Genomic DNA, 13,676 nt, shown 5'->3' with positions numbered 1-13,676 from the left:
GCGGAGACTGCCGGCGCGGCCTGGGCTGGACAAACGGGCAATTCCCGGGGCAAGCCCAAGCAAAACTTATGGATCCGGCCCGTGGCGTCCCATCTTCCCCTGAACGCGCTGCGCGCCTTCGAGGCCGCGGCACGGCATCTCAGCTTCACCCGCGCCGGGCTGGAACTGCGTGTCACCCAGGCGGCGATCAGCCAGCAGGTCCGCTCGCTGGAGGATATCCTGGGGGTGCCGCTGTTCCGCCGGCTGCCGCGCGGCCTGGCCCTGACCGAGGAGGCGGAGGCGCTGCTGCCGGTGCTGACCGATGCCTTCCGCCGCATCGGTGCGACGCTCGACCGGTTCGAGGGCGGGCGGATGCGCGAGGTGCTGACACTGGGCGCGGTCGGCACCTTCGTCACCGGCTGGCTGCTGCCGCGCCTGCCGGCGTTCCGCGCGGCGCATCCCTTCATCGACCTGCGGCTGATGACCAACAACAACCGGGTGGACCTGGCGGGCGAGGGGCTCGACCTCGCCATCCGCTTCGGCGACGGCGCCTGGCACGGGACGTCGGCGCTGGCGCTGTTCGCGGCGCCGCTGACGCCGCTCTGCGCGCCGGAGATCGCCGCGCGGCTGCGCCAGCCGGCCGACCTGCGGCGCGAGGTGCTGCTGCGCTCCTACCGGCTCGATGAATGGCCGCGCTGGTGCGCGGCGGCGGGGCTGGCGCCGCCCCCGGTGCGCGGCTTCGTCTTCGATTCCTCGCTGACCATGGCGGAGGCCGCGGGCCAGGGCGCCGGCGTCGCCCTGCTGCCGGCGCGGATGTTCGGTCGGGCCCTGCGCGACGGCCGGCTGGCGCGGCCCTTCGGCACCGAGATCGCCCTCGGCGCCTACTGGCTGACGCGGCTGCATTCCCGCGCCGAGACGGTGGCGATGGCCGCCTTCCGCGACTGGCTGCTCGACGCCTGCCGGGACCCCGCCCAAGGCGCGGGGGGCTGAGCGTCCGCGCGGGGAGCCCCGCGGCCTGCCGCCGGCCGGACCCGGCGATCAGGGGCCGCCCCCTAGCGGGGCGGGGTGATCCCGCGCGCCACCGCCAGGAACTCCGCCTCCCGCGCGGCGAACTCCGCCTTCTCGCCGAGGCAGACCAGGGTGGTGCGGCCCTTCGGCGTCTCCTGGATGACGAAGAGGCTGCGAACCGCCCCGGCGCGGTCCGGCAGGCCCTGGCCGGGGCGGAAGTCCGCGACCAGGCTGAGGCCGCCGATGCCGGCATGGGCGTAGGGCGCGCTCCGCAGCGGCGTGTAGCGCGGCGCCAGGGTGGCCAGGACCAGCTCCTGCCAGCGCGGCGTGGCCATCAGCCGGTTGAGCTGCTCCTGGCTCATCGCGGCGTTCTGCGGCGCCGGAACATAGGCGACCTGGCATCCGGTGTCCCGGTCGGTCGGCCGGCGCAGGGCGAAGCGCGCCGTCTGGTCGCCCTGGGCGGGGATCGGCTCGGCGGTGTAGCCCGGCGGTGGCGCCACGCCGAGGCCGCTGGCGACATCCCGCAGGGGCGCCGCCACGGCCGGGAGCAGGGGCGCCATCAGGGACAGGCAGAGCAGGACGCGGACAAGGGCTGTTCTCATGCGGCGCAGGGAAGGCCGCCGCCGCCCCGCTGTAAAGCGCGGCGGGGCCTTCCCCACGGATCAGGCGGCACCGCGCAGCGGATCGTAGGGGGCGAGGTCCATCTCCGGCGCCTGGCGGAGAGCCAGCTGCGCCGCGAGCTTCCCGGCATAGGGGCCCATGGTCAGGCCGCCGGGCCCGAGGCCATTGGCGATCACCAGCCCCTCCCAGCCGGCCGGGCGGCCGAGCAGCGGCGCCAGGTCGGGGCCCATGGGGCGGAAGCCGATGCGCGTCTCGAGCAGGGTCGCCTGGGCGAGGCCGGGCGCCACGGACAGGGCGTTGTTCAGAACCTCGGCGATGCCGCCGGCGGTGAGGCGGTGGTCGAAGCCGGAGCCGGTCTCGCGGGTGGCGCCGACAACCACCCGGCCCTCGCCGAAGGCCAGCAAGTAATGGCTGCTCATCGGCAGCAGCACGGGCCAGGCCGAGGTGTCCTGCCCCTCCATCCGCAGATGGACGATCTGCCCCCGCTGCGGCACCACGGCGAGACGCAGGCCGAGTGGCTGCAGGAGGGGCGGCGCCCAGGCCCCGGCGGCCAGCACCACCTCGTCGGCATCGAGCCGGCTGCCGTCCTTCAGCATCACGCCGAGCACGCGCGTCCCGGCCGAGACCAGGGCCGCGACGCCGGCGATGCGGTCGGTCGCGCCGCGCCGGACCGCCGCGCGCCGGAGCGCCTCGGTCAGCCTGCGGCCATCCACCCGCGCCGCGCCGGCGATATGCAGCGCCGGCTGGCCCGGCCGCAGCGGCGGAAACAGGGCGCGGGCCTCGGCGGCGGAGAGGCGGGTGATGGCGCCGGCCTCCGGGACCGTGGCGGCGCGGGCCCGGGTGCGCGCCTCCGTCGCCGCGAGCTGGGCCGGATCGGCCGGCGCGCAGATGGCGCCGACGCGGCCGTAGCTGGTCTGCGTCTCGCCCAACCCGGCCAGCTCCTCGATCAGCGCCGGATAGGCGCGGGCGCTGGCATTGGCCATGGCGTACCAGGCCTCGTCCTCCCGCTCGGACGACCAGGGGTTGATGATCCCGGCCCCCGCCGCCGTGGCGCGGCCCGCGTGATCCTCGTCGAGGATGATGACCTCGGCGCCGGCGCCGGCCAGATGATAGGCGGTGCTGGCGCCGAAGATCCCGGCGCCGAGAACGATGATGCGCATGCTTCCGCTTCCTTTCCCCGGCCCGGCCGGGATGCTGTGAGCGGAGCCTAGAGCAAAGCCCGGCCGGATGAAGCCGTTCGGGTGAAAGCGGTTCCCCGTCGGATCCGGGCCGGCCGGGGCGGCGCCCGTCAGCCGCCGGTCAGCTCCAGCGCCTGCCGCTCGAAGAGGCGGCGGTACAGCCCGCCCGGCCGTGTCACCAGCGCCTCATGCCGCCCTTCCTCCACCACCGCGCCGCGGTCGAAGACCAGGATGCGGTCCATGGCGCGCACGGTGGAGAGGCGGTGCGCGATGACGATGGCGGTGCGACCCCTCAGCAGCCGCCCCATCGCCTCCTGGATCGCCGCCTCGCTCTCCGAGTCCAGGGCCGAGGTCGCCTCGTCCAGGATCAGGATCGGCGCATCGGCCAGGAAGGCGCGGGCCAGGGCCACGCGCTGCCGCTCGCCGCCGGAGAGCTTCACGCCACGCTCGCCCACCAGCGTGCGGTAGCCGCGCGGCAGGCGGGTGATGAAGTCGTCGGCATTGGCCAGCGCGGCGGCGCGGCGGATCTCCTCGGGCGTCGCGCCGGGCCTCGCATAGGCGATGTTCTCGGCCAGGGAGCGGTGGAACAGCACCGGCTCCTGCTGCACGATGGCGATCTGCCGCCGCAGCGAGGCCTGGGTGGCCTGCCGCACGTCCTGCCCGTCGATGACGACGCGGCCCTCCGTCACGTCGTGCAGCCGCTGGATGAGCTTGACCAGCGTGGTCTTGCCGGAGCCGGAGGGGCCGACCAGCCCGACATTCTCGCCGGCGCGGATCCGGAGCGAGAGGTCGCGGTAGAGCGGGGTGGTATGGCCGCCGTAGCGGAAGGTGACGCGCTCGAACGCGATCTCGCCCCGCGTCACGGCGATCGGCGTGGCGCCTGGCCCGTCCTCGATGCCGAGCGGCGTGGCGTGCAGCGCCACCATCTCCTCCATCTCGTTCACGCCGCGCTGCAGGTTGCTGATGTGGTAGCCGACATCGCGAAGATAGCCCTGCACCAGAAAGAACATGGTCAGCACGGTGGTGAGGTCGCCGGCGCTGGCCTCGCCGCGCCACCAGAGCCAGAGCGCGGCGCCGACGATGGCGGTGCGCAGCAGCGTCATGGTGACGATCTGCGCCCCCTCGGAGGCGGCGCTGCGGTTCCAGGTGCGGGCGGTGCGGCGGCGCCATTTCCCGATCATCGCGCCGAGCCGCGCATCCTCCCGCGCCTCGGCGCCGAAGGCCTTGACCACCGCATTGGCGCCGATGGCATCGGCCATGGCGCCGCCGAGCCGCGTGTCCCAGCTGTTGGACAGGCGCGCGGCCGGCGCCACCCAGCGCAGCGAGAGCAGCAGGGTCTGCGCGACGTAGATCAGCCCGCCCGCCGCCACCAGCGCCCCCATCAGAGGCCAGCGCCAGCCGAGCAGCAGCGTCGCGCCCAGCAGCATGATGACGGAGGGCAGCAGGGCGATCAGGATGGTGTCGTTCACCGTGTCGATCGCCCACATGCCGCGGCTGATCCGGCGCACGGTCGAGCCGGCGAAGCTGTTGGCGTGCCAGTCGGCGGAGAAGCGCTGCACGCGCTGGAAGGCCTCGGCGCCGGCGGCCGACATGAGGCGCAGCGACAGCGCGATGATCGCGAGGATGGCGCCTGTCCGGCCACCCAGCACCGCCAGCCCCAGCAGGGCGAGCATGCCGAGCGCGCGCAGCGCTTCCTCGAGCGCCGCCTCGCGCCCGGCGTCGCCGGCCCGTGCCAGGGCATCGACGAGGCGGCCGGCATAGAGCGGCACCAGCACATCGGCCAGGGTGGCCAGGAGCATGCCGGCCAGCACGGCGGCCAGCAGGACGGGATGGCGCAGCGTCCGGCGCGCCAGGAAGGTGAGGACGGCGCGGAACGGCCCCGCGCCCTGGGATTGAACGGTCACGATGTCTTATCGCCCGGCGATGCGGGCGGCCCTTCACGGAGGAAGCCGGCAGGCGGCCGCAGGCTGAAGCGGCCGCGCCGTCGGTCTCAGGGACAAGGGTTCAGGCGGGGGAGGGGCCCGGCGGGCGGGCCGCGCGCGAGTTAGCGGCGGCGGCGGCCGGGCGGCCCCGCGAAGCGCGGCTGCGGCGAGAGGGGCGCCTGCTGACGACGCGGATCTGTCATGGCGGCCCTCCTGCCGGGAAGATTGCGATAGATTAACCTATGCGAAGGGCGGGCGGGGCGGCAAGCCGGCCGCGGCACACGGCTGCGCGAGCGTCCCGCCTCAGGCCGCGTGCCTGTCCGGCGGCGGATCGCGCAGCGCCAGGGCCTCGCGCACCACCGAGCGGAACTCCCGGCGGTGCAACTCGCGCAGCACCAGCAGGCTGCTCAGGATCAGCGCCGCCGGATGCAGGATCCAGGCGAGGGCGGCGAGGCCGAAGTAATAGGCGCGCAGCCCGGTGTTGAAGTGGCGCGCGGCGCGGTTGGCGACCTCCGCGGCCACCAGCGCCTGCGGCACGCTGTCGGGCGTGCCGCCCAGGCCGCCGACGCAGATGCTGGTGTAGTTGAACTGCCGCAGCGCCCAGGTCAGCTCGAAGAAGGCGCGGACGAAGATGAAGATCAGGAGGAAGACGCGGATCTCCCAGGCGCTGTCCTCCGGCGGCACGGCGGCGAAGGGCACGGCGCTGAAGATGCGCCGGCCGAGGTCCGGCGTGCCCAGCATCGCCACCAGCGCGCCCAGGATGAAGATGCTGGTATTGGCCAGGAAGGAGGTCGAGGACATCAGGTTGCCGATGATGCTGATGTCGCTGATGCGGTTCTCGCGCGTGATGGCGGCGCGCATCCAGATCCGGCGGTGCTCGTCCATCGCGGCGATGACGCTGCGGGCGCGGATCGCCGGCACGCGGTCCACCACCGTGGCATAGCCCATCCAGCAGAGGACGAAAACGGCGAGGGCGATCCAGTCGAGCGGGGTGAGCGGCAGGGTCATGACCGCTGCATAGCATCAAGCCCGGGACCTGCGCGGTGATTCGCGCCATGGCCGCGCCGGCACGAAAAAGGCGGGCTCCTGGAGGGAGCCCGCCCGGTCCGGGGAGAGGCCGGCGCCTCAGCCCATCTTCTTCTTCAGGTTCTCGTCCAGCTTGGCCAGGAAGTTCTGGGTGTTCAGCCAGGGCTGGCCCTTGCCGATCAGCACCGCCAGGTCCTTGGTCATGTGCCCGCTCTCAACCGTCTCGACACAGACCTGCTCGAGCGCGTTGGCGAAGTCCACCACGTCCTGCGTGCCGTCGAACTTGCCGCGATAGGCGAGGCCGCGGGTCCAGGCGAAGATCGAGGCGATCGGGTTGGTCGAGGTCTCGCGGCCCTTCTGGTGCTCGCGGTAGTGGCGCGTGACGGTGCCGTGCGCCGCCTCGGACTCCACCGTGTTGCCGTCGGGCGAGAGCAGGACGGAGGTCATCAGGCCGAGCGAGCCGAAGCCCTGCGCCACGATGTCCGATTCGACGTCGCCGTCGTAGTTCTTGCAGGCCCAGATATAGCCGCCTTCCCACTTCAGCGCGGAGGCGACCATGTCGTCGATCAGGCGGTCCTCGTAGGTGATGCCGCGCTTCTCGAACTCGGCCTTGAACTCCTCGTCGTAGATCTTGCGGAAGATGTCCTTGAAGGTGCCGTCATAGGCCTTCAGGATCGTGTTCTTGTGGCTGAAATAGACCGAGTAGTTGCGCGCCAGGCCGTAATTGAAGGAGGCGCGGGCAAAGCCCTCGATCGACTTGTTGAGGTTGTGGATCATCATGCCCACGCCCGGGCCCTTGAAGACGAAGTCGCCGATCTCCTGCGGCGCGCCGCCCTCGGGCGTGAAGGTCATGCTGAGCTTGCCGGCGCCCGGCACCTTCATCTCGACCGAGCGGTAGATGTCGCCATAGGCGTGGCGGCCGACGACGATCGGCTTCGACCAGTGCGGCACCAGGCGGGGCACGTTCTGGCAGATGATCGGCTCGCGGAAGATGGTGCCGTCGAGGATGTTGCGGATGGTCCCGTTCGGGGACTTCCACATCTTCTTCAGGCCGAACTCCTTCACCCGGGCCTCGTCCGGGGTGATGGTCGCGCACTTCACGCCGACGCCGTACTGCTTGATGGCGTTGGCGGCGTCGACCGTCACCTGGTCGTCCGTCTGGTCACGGTACTCGATGCCGAGGTCGTAGTACTTCAGGTCGATATCGAGATAGGGGGTGATCAGCTTGTCCTTGATGAACCCCCAGATGATGCGGGTCATCTCATCGCCGTCGAGCTCGACGACGGGATTCTTCACCTTGATCTTGGCCATGCTGATCCTCGTCTGGACGCCTTGCGGTAGCAGCCGGAGGCCCGCTGGGCCCGCCCGGCGGCTGGGTCGGCCGGACAATCGCATCCAGGGCAGGGCTGGGCAAGGGCGGGGGCACAGGTCATCCGGCCGGCCAGCGGGAAGGCAGGAAAAACTTACGCCACTCCCCGGGCGTTAGCCGGGCGGTGAATGCGGGCCGCAGCGGTCCGGCAGGAAAGCCTTCAGGAGGGGCCTAGCCATGAGCGTCTTCAGTTCCATCATGTCCAGGATTTTCGGGCACAAGACGGCCGAGGCGGCGACGCCCGAGGCAGGGGCCGCGCCGGCCCCCGGCGCCGCGCCTGAAGCCAGTCCGGGCGCCACCGCGGGCACGCCCCCTGGTGCGACCCCCCCTGGTGCGACCTCCCCTGGTGCGACCTCGGGGGCGGCACCGGCCGCCGCGCCGGCGCAACCGGTCGATGTCTCCGCCGTGCTGAGCGACATGGCGGCGAAGAACCCGCAGAAGCTGAACTGGCGGGAGTCGATCGTCGACCTGATGAAGCTGCTCGGCCTGGACAGCAGCCTGGAGAACCGCAAGGAGCTGGCGAAGGAGCTCAACTACAGCGGCGACACCGGCGATTCGGCGGCCATGAACATCTGGCTGCACAAGCAGGTCATGACCAAGCTGGCCGAGAATGGCGGCAAGGTTCCGGAAGAGCTCAAGGGCTGAGCAACCACGTCGCCGGCCGGGGGGGCAAGGTGCCCCCCGGCCACGTCATGCGAAGCCCGGCGCCGGCCGTCTCACACCACCTGACGCGCCCGCAGCCCGGCGATCTCATCGGCGGAGAGGCCCATCTCCGCCAGGACGGCGTCGGTGTGCTCGCCCAGGGCGGGCGGGTGGCTGACGACCTCGCTGGGCGTCCGGCTCAGCCGGAAGGGCTGGCCGACATAGTCCTGCGCTTGGTTGCTGCCGCCGTTGAGATGGCGGGCGATGCCGAGGTGCTGCACCTGCTCGTCGGCGAAGACCTGATCGATGGTGTAGATCGGGCCGCAGGGCACGCCGGCGGCGTTCATCTTCTCCACCCAGGCCGCCATGTCGTCCGTGAGGGTGACCGCCTCGATCTCGGCGTTCAGCGCGTCCCGGTTGTCGCTGCGCGCCTGCCCGTTGGAGAAGCGCGGATCGGTGGTCCATTCCGGCTTGCCGAGGACCTGGCAGAGCCGCTCCCAGATACGCTGCCCGGAGGCGGCGATGTTCATGTGCCCGTCCCGCGTCTTGAACACGCCGGTCGGGATGCTGGTCGGGTGGTTGTTGCCGGCCTGCTTCGGCACCTCCCGCGCCTGCAGCCAGCGCGACGCCTGGAAGTCCAGCATGAAGATCTGCGCCTCCAGCAGGGAGGTCTGCACCCACTGGCCCTTGCCGCTGACTTCCCGCTCCAGCAGCGCCACCATGATGCCCTGAGCGGCGAAGAGGCCGGAGCACAGGTCGGCGATCGGGATGCCGACGCGCACCGGCCCCTGGCCGGGCAGGCCGGTGATCGACATCAGCCCGCCCATGCCCTGGGCGATCTGGTCGAAGCCCGGCCGCTTCGCATAGGGGCCATCCTGGCCGAAGCCGGAGATCGAGGCGAGGATGATGCGGGGATTGACGGCGGACAGGGCCTCGTAGTCGATGCCGAGGCGCTGCTTCACATCCGGGCGGAAATTCTCCACCACCACATCGGCCTTCTCGACCATCCGCTTGAACAGGGCGACGCCGTCGGGGTCCTTGAGGTTCAGCGTGATGGCGCGCTTGTTGCGGTGCAGGTTCTGGAAGTCGGGGCCGAGCCGGGGGCCGCCCATCGGGTCGCCGGCATCGAGGCCTTCCGGCATCTCGACCTTGATGACATTGGCGCCCCAGTCGGCCAGCTGGCGCACGCAGGTCGGACCGGAGCGGACCCGGGTCAGGTCCAGCACGGTGAAGCGCGCCAAGGCTTCCGAGGCTTTGGGGGCGGCTGACGGCATCGTGTCGGTTCTCCTCGCCTTGCGACGCCGAAGGATCGCGCCGGAAATGAAAACTGTCAACAGAACTCCTGCCCGTTCTGCTGACAGTAGACACGACGGCGGCGGACCGGGCATCCTGTGGCATGGCCGAGATCTCCGCTTCCCCCCTGCACATCGTGCGCACGCAATCCCTGGCCTCGCTGGTCGCGGGCGAGCTGGAGCGCATGATCCTGAGTGGCGAGCTGCCGCCGGGCAGCCGCCTCAACGAGCAGGCCCTGGCCGCCCGCCTCGGCGTCAGCCGCGGCCCGGTGCGCGAGGCGGTGCGCGGGCTGGACCGCAGCGGGCTGGTCGTCACCGTGGTGAACCAGGGTTCCTTCGTGCGCCAGCTGAGCGTCGAGGAGGCGCTGGACGTCTTCGACCTCCGCGCGGCCTTGATCGGCTATGCCTGCGAACGCCTCGCCGGCCGCGCCACGAAGGAGGAGTTGGAGGAGCTGTCCCGCCTGGTCCGGGAGATGGATGTCGCCGCCGAGGCCGATGCCGCGGCGCAGTACTTCGCGCTCAACATCACCTTCCACAATACGCTGATGAGCATGGGCGGAAGCCAGCGCGCGGTGCGGTTCTACGGCGACCTGGGCAAGGAGCTGACGCTGATCCGCCGCAAGGGGCTGGTGGCGCCGGAGCGGATGCGCGAATCCAACGGCGAGCACATGGCCATCCTGCGCGGGCTGCTGGCCGGCGACGCCCAGGCCGCCCGCGCCGCCGGCGAGGCGCATATCCGCGGCGGCAAGCAGCGCTTCCTGGCCCTGCCGCTGGACAACGGCGCGGCGCCGGCCACCGCCCCGCGCCGGCGGCAGCAGCCGGCCTGAGGCCTGACGCCGGAGAGGGATGCCGCGCGGCGTGGCACCGGACGGGGGTACCGGGCCACGCCGCCGACGGCCGGACCCGCTACCAGCGCGGGCCGTAGCCATGGCGGCGGGGCGGGCCGTAATAGCCGCCCCGGTAGGGTGAGCCGCGCCCATAGCCGTAGCCGTAGTCGCGGCGGTGGGAGCGGCGGCGATAGTGGCGGTCGTCATCGTCGCTCAGCGAGCCCGCGATCAGCGCGGTCGCCAGCCCCGCGCCGGCGCCAAGCGCCAGCGTGCTGCCCCAGTCGGTCGAGCCGTCGGGGTTCTGGCAGCCGCCGAGGATCAGGCCGGCGGCGAGGGCAAGGACGGGAAGCATGCGGCGCATGGGGGGAACCTCCTCCGATGCGGGGAGGCTGGGCCCCGGGCAAGGCGGCGCCATGGCGGGAATCCGGCCGCATGAGGGCAGCCGTCCCCCGCCCGGGCACGGCTCAGCGCAGGGGCGGGGCGTATTGCAGGCCGCCGTCGTTCCAGAGGCGGTTCATCCCGCGCGGCAGGCCCATGGGCTCGATGTTGCGGGTCCACATCTCGCCGTAGTTGCCGACCGCCTTGATGGCCAGGGCGGCCCAGCGCCGGTCCAGGCCGAGGGAGGGACCGACCTCGCCATCGGTGCCGAGCAGGCGGCGGATATCCGGGGAGGAGGACGTGGCCAGGCTGTCCACCTTCTCCGCCGTGACCTCCAGCTGCTCGGCGGCGATCAGCGCCAGCTGGGTCCAGCGCACGATGTCGAACCAGCGGTCGTCGCCCTTGCGGACGAAGGCGCCGAGCGGCTCCATCGAGATCACCTCCGGCAGCACCAGCAGTTCCTCCGGCTTCTCCCGCCTGTGGCGGAAGCCCGACAGGCCGGTGACGTCGCGCGTGAAGGCATCGCAGCGGCCGCTGAGGAAGGCGGACTGGATCTGGTTCGGATCGTCGATGATGACCGGCGTGAACTTCGCCCCGATGCGACGGAAATAGTCCTGCAGGATCAGCTCCGTGGTCGAGCCCGGCGGCACGCAGATGCTGGCCCCGTCCAGCTCCGCCACCTTGGTGACGCCCAGCGCGGTCTTCACGACGAAGCCCTGGCCGCTGAAATAGTTCGGCGCGGCGAAGCTGAGGCCGAGCGCGCTCTCCCTCGTCGTCACCCAGGTGGTGCTGCCGAACAGCACATCGACCTCGCCGCTCTGCAGGGAGGGGAAGCGCGTCAGTCCGGTGACCGGGCGGATGGTGACCTTGCTCGCGTCGCCCAGCGCGGCGGCGGCCAGGGCGCGGCAGGAATCGACGTCCATGCCGCGCCAGACGCCCTGGCTGTCGGGCAGCGAGAAGGGCGGATTGTCGTTCTGCATGGCGCAGATGACGCTGCCCCGCGCGCGGATGGCGTCGAGGGTGGCGGAGCCGCTGGGGGGCGCGGGCTGGGCCAGGGCCGTGCCGGTGCCGAGCAGGCCGGCGAGCAGGGCCGCGCCGCATCGCAGCGCGCGGCGGAGGGAGACGGCGGGACGCCGCGTCGGGGTCGTGAGGGTCATGCTTGGGTCGCGCCTCATGGCTGTCCTGGCCGGCCGGGACGGGCCGGCGGGGGAGGGCAGGCTAGAGCAGAAGCGCGCCGCGTGACACCGCACGCCAGGCGCTGTCCGCCGCGGAGCTAGCCGCGCGCGCCGGAGAAGGCGTTGAAGGTCTGCAGCGTATAGGTGTCCTTCACCCCGGCCACGGTCTGCACCCGCTCGACCACGAAGAGCCCGATGTCGCGGTCGCCCTCCAGGTAGAACTTGCCGAGCAAATCGTATTGCCCCGAGATGGAATGCATCTCGGAGAGTTCCTCGATGGTGTCGGCCATCTCCCGCGCCACCTCGTAGGCGCGGCCCATCTCGCACTTGATCATGACGAATATGGCGCGCATGGCTGGCCTCCCGCTGGTGCCCGGTTGCTCGGCCGGCACCATGACGTGGCCCCGGCCCCGGGGGAAGGGGGCGGCGGGATCCCGTGTCCCGATTCCCGGCGGGCCTGAATTCCGGCGGATTTGAATTCCCGTCGGGCGCGGGTAGCCGCGGCACGGCGCCTCGGCTAGCCTGCCGCCACTTGTGTGATGACTGCAACGAGGAACGGGCCGGGATGGACGGGATGAGCACAACGACACGCACGGGCGGCCAGCTTCTGGCCGATGCCTTGGTGGCCCAGGGCGTGACGCAGGCCTTCTGCGTGCCGGGCGAATCCTATCTCGACCTGCTGGACGGGCTCTATGCCAACAGCGACCGGATCGCGCTGACCACCTGCCGCTTCGAGGCGGGCGCGGTGAACATGGCGGAGGCCCATGGCAAGCTGACCGGCCGCCCCGGCGTGGCGCTGGTGACGCGCGGCCCCGGCGCCTGCCATGCCGCCATCGGCGTGCATGTCGCCTACCAGGACAGCACGCCGCTGATCCTGATCGTCGGCCAGATCCCCTTCGCCGAGACCGATCGCGAGACCTTCCAGGAGGTGGACTACCGCCGCATGTTCGGCTCCGTCGCCAAATGGGTGACGCAGATCGACGACGCCGCGCGCATCCCCGAGCTGATGGCGCATGCCTTCGACGTCGCCACCTCCGGCCGCCCCGGCCCGGTGGTGATCGCCATCTCCGAGGAGATGCAGAAGGCCCGCGTGGCCGTGCCGGATATCGGCCCGGCCGAGGTGGCGCCGGCCTCGCCCTCGCCGGCGGCGCTGGACAAGATGCTGGCCCTGCTCGACGCCGCGGAGCGGCCGCTGGTGGTGCTGGGCGGCTCGCGCTGGAGCGCGGAGACGCGGCGCATCATCCGCGCGTTCTGCGTGGCGCGCGACCTGCCGGTCGCCGTCGCCTTCCGCCGCCAGAGCCTCTATGACTGCACCCTGCCGAACTTCGCCGGCGACCTCGGCGTCGGCGCCGATGCCGGGCTGGTGGCCCGCGCGAAGCAGGCCGACCTGATCCTGGCCATCGGCACCCGGATCGGCGAGCCGGTCAGCCAGGGCTATACCCTGTTCGACATGGCGGGGCAGTCGGGCCAGAAGATCGTCCATATCCACCCCGACCAGGCCGAGATCGGCCGCGTCTACCGCCCGGCGCTCGGCATCACCGCCGAGATCAACGCCTTCGCCGAGGCCCTGGCGAAGCTGCCGGCGCCGGAGGGCGCGGCGAAATGGTCGGCCTGGACGCGGGAGGTGCACGCCGCCCGCGTGAAGCAGGCGGAGGCGCCGGACTATGCCGGGCCGCTGAACCTGGCGCGCGAGCTGCAGGCGCTGGAGAAGATCCTGCCGGCCGACACGATCTTCACCTGCGATGCCGGCAATTTCGCCACCTGGCCGAACCGCTTCATGCACATGACGGCGGAGCAGGAGTTCCTGGGCCCGACCAACGGCGCCATGGGCTATGCCGTGCCGGCGGCGATCGGCGCCAAGATCACCTTCCCGGAGCGCACGGTCATCGGGCTGGTCGGCGATGGCGGCTTCCTGATGACCGGGCAGGAGATCGCGACCGCCTTCCAGGATGGCGTGGCGCCGGTCATCCTGGTGTTCAACAACGGCATGTACGGCACCATCCGCATGTACCAGGAGCGAGCCTATCCCGGTCGCGTCTCCGGCACGAAGCTGACCAACCCGGACTTCACCAAATTCATCGAGGCCTTCGGCGGCCATGGCGCGGTGGTGGAGAAGGATGGCGAGCTGGTGCCGGCCTTCCAGCGCGCCGTGGCCAGCGGCAAGCCGGCGGTGATCGAGATCCGGATGAACCCCGAGCAGGTCACGAACCGCGCCACCATCGAGGAGCTGCGCCGGCAGGGCGGCGGCAAGCACTGAGC

At 71.7% G+C, this 13,676-nt stretch carries 13 protein-coding genes; 4 read left to right on the top strand and 9 right to left on the bottom strand.

Going from position 1 to position 13,676, the window contains the following annotated elements; translation table 11 throughout:
- The first annotated feature begins 81 nt into the window (after positions 1–81).
- Positions 82–969 carry a LysR substrate-binding domain-containing protein gene (locus D9598_RS14925; RefSeq protein ID WP_370592044.1) on the top strand — a complete coding sequence of 296 codons (888 nt, stop codon included), beginning with the start codon at positions 82–84 and terminating at the stop codon, positions 967–969.
- 62 nt (positions 970–1,031) lie between these two features.
- On the opposite strand, the gene D9598_RS14920 is transcribed toward D9598_RS14925, so the two are convergent.
- The 5 genes from D9598_RS14920 to D9598_RS14900 all read right to left on the bottom strand — a co-directional run bounded on the left by D9598_RS14920 (position 1,032) and on the right by D9598_RS14900 (position 7,045).
- Positions 1,032–1,589 carry a hypothetical protein gene (locus tag D9598_RS14920; protein WP_198367332.1) on the bottom strand — a complete coding sequence of 186 codons (558 nt, stop codon included), beginning with the start codon at positions 1,587–1,589 and terminating at the stop codon, positions 1,032–1,034.
- A gap of 60 nt (positions 1,590–1,649) precedes the next feature.
- Positions 1,650–2,768, bottom strand: a complete 1,119-nt coding sequence (locus tag D9598_RS14915; protein ID WP_198367331.1) for an FAD-binding oxidoreductase — start codon at positions 2,766–2,768, stop codon at positions 1,650–1,652.
- A gap of 128 nt (positions 2,769–2,896) precedes the next feature.
- The gene (locus D9598_RS14910; RefSeq protein WP_370592042.1) at positions 2,897–4,690 is read right to left on the bottom strand and encodes an ABC transporter ATP-binding protein; all 1,794 of its coding nucleotides are present in this window, start codon (positions 4,688–4,690) and stop codon (positions 2,897–2,899) included.
- A 321-nt stretch (positions 4,691–5,011) separates the two neighbouring features.
- Positions 5,012–5,716: a DUF599 domain-containing protein gene (locus tag D9598_RS14905; RefSeq protein WP_198367330.1), complete on the bottom strand. Its 705-nt coding sequence runs from the start codon at positions 5,714–5,716 to the stop codon at positions 5,012–5,014.
- Between the two features lie 117 nt (positions 5,717–5,833).
- Positions 5,834–7,045, bottom strand: coding sequence for an NADP-dependent isocitrate dehydrogenase (locus D9598_RS14900; protein WP_198367329.1), 1,212 nt, complete (start codon positions 7,043–7,045; stop codon positions 5,834–5,836).
- A gap of 235 nt (positions 7,046–7,280) precedes the next feature.
- Here D9598_RS14900 and D9598_RS14895 point away from each other — a divergent pair, with 235 nt between their 5' ends.
- A complete protein-coding gene (locus D9598_RS14895; protein ID WP_198367328.1) occupies positions 7,281–7,748 on the top strand; it encodes a DUF3597 domain-containing protein in 468 nt (155 codons plus the stop codon).
- A gap of 71 nt (positions 7,749–7,819) precedes the next feature.
- Here the strand turns inward: D9598_RS14895 and D9598_RS14890 are convergent, their stop codons facing one another.
- The gene (locus D9598_RS14890; protein ID WP_198367327.1) at positions 7,820–9,019 is read right to left on the bottom strand and encodes a CaiB/BaiF CoA-transferase family protein; all 1,200 of its coding nucleotides are present in this window, start codon (positions 9,017–9,019) and stop codon (positions 7,820–7,822) included.
- Positions 9,020–9,141: 122 nt separating this feature from the next.
- Here D9598_RS14890 and D9598_RS14885 point away from each other — a divergent pair, with 122 nt between their 5' ends.
- Complete coding sequence (locus D9598_RS14885; RefSeq protein WP_198367326.1) at positions 9,142–9,864, top strand: GntR family transcriptional regulator; 723 nt, start codon at positions 9,142–9,144, stop codon at positions 9,862–9,864.
- A 79-nt stretch (positions 9,865–9,943) separates the two neighbouring features.
- Here D9598_RS14885 and D9598_RS14880 read toward each other — a convergent pair whose 3' ends face one another.
- The 3 genes from D9598_RS14880 to D9598_RS14870 all read right to left on the bottom strand — a co-directional run bounded on the left by D9598_RS14880 (position 9,944) and on the right by D9598_RS14870 (position 11,770).
- On the bottom strand, positions 9,944–10,225 hold the full coding sequence (locus D9598_RS14880) for a hypothetical protein (protein ID WP_198367325.1): 282 nt from the start codon (positions 10,223–10,225) through the stop codon (positions 9,944–9,946).
- 103 nt (positions 10,226–10,328) lie between these two features.
- Positions 10,329–11,399 carry an amino acid ABC transporter substrate-binding protein gene (locus D9598_RS14875; RefSeq protein WP_198367324.1) on the bottom strand — a complete coding sequence of 357 codons (1,071 nt, stop codon included), beginning with the start codon at positions 11,397–11,399 and terminating at the stop codon, positions 10,329–10,331.
- A gap of 116 nt (positions 11,400–11,515) precedes the next feature.
- On the bottom strand, positions 11,516–11,770 hold the full coding sequence (locus tag D9598_RS14870; protein ID WP_198367323.1) for an Lrp/AsnC ligand binding domain-containing protein: 255 nt from the start codon (positions 11,768–11,770) through the stop codon (positions 11,516–11,518).
- A gap of 221 nt (positions 11,771–11,991) precedes the next feature.
- Here D9598_RS14870 and D9598_RS14865 point away from each other — a divergent pair, with 221 nt between their 5' ends.
- Complete coding sequence (locus D9598_RS14865; RefSeq protein ID WP_232477266.1) at positions 11,992–13,674, top strand: thiamine pyrophosphate-dependent enzyme; 1,683 nt, start codon at positions 11,992–11,994, stop codon at positions 13,672–13,674.
- Positions 13,675–13,676: the final 2 nt, after the last annotated feature.

The organism is Roseomonas sp. KE0001 (genome assembly GCF_016107285.1).
GTDB lineage: Bacteria > Pseudomonadota > Alphaproteobacteria > Acetobacterales > Acetobacteraceae > Pseudoroseomonas.
The sequence above is the reverse complement of the archived record's forward strand: the minus strand, read 5'-3'. Positions and strand labels throughout refer to the sequence as shown.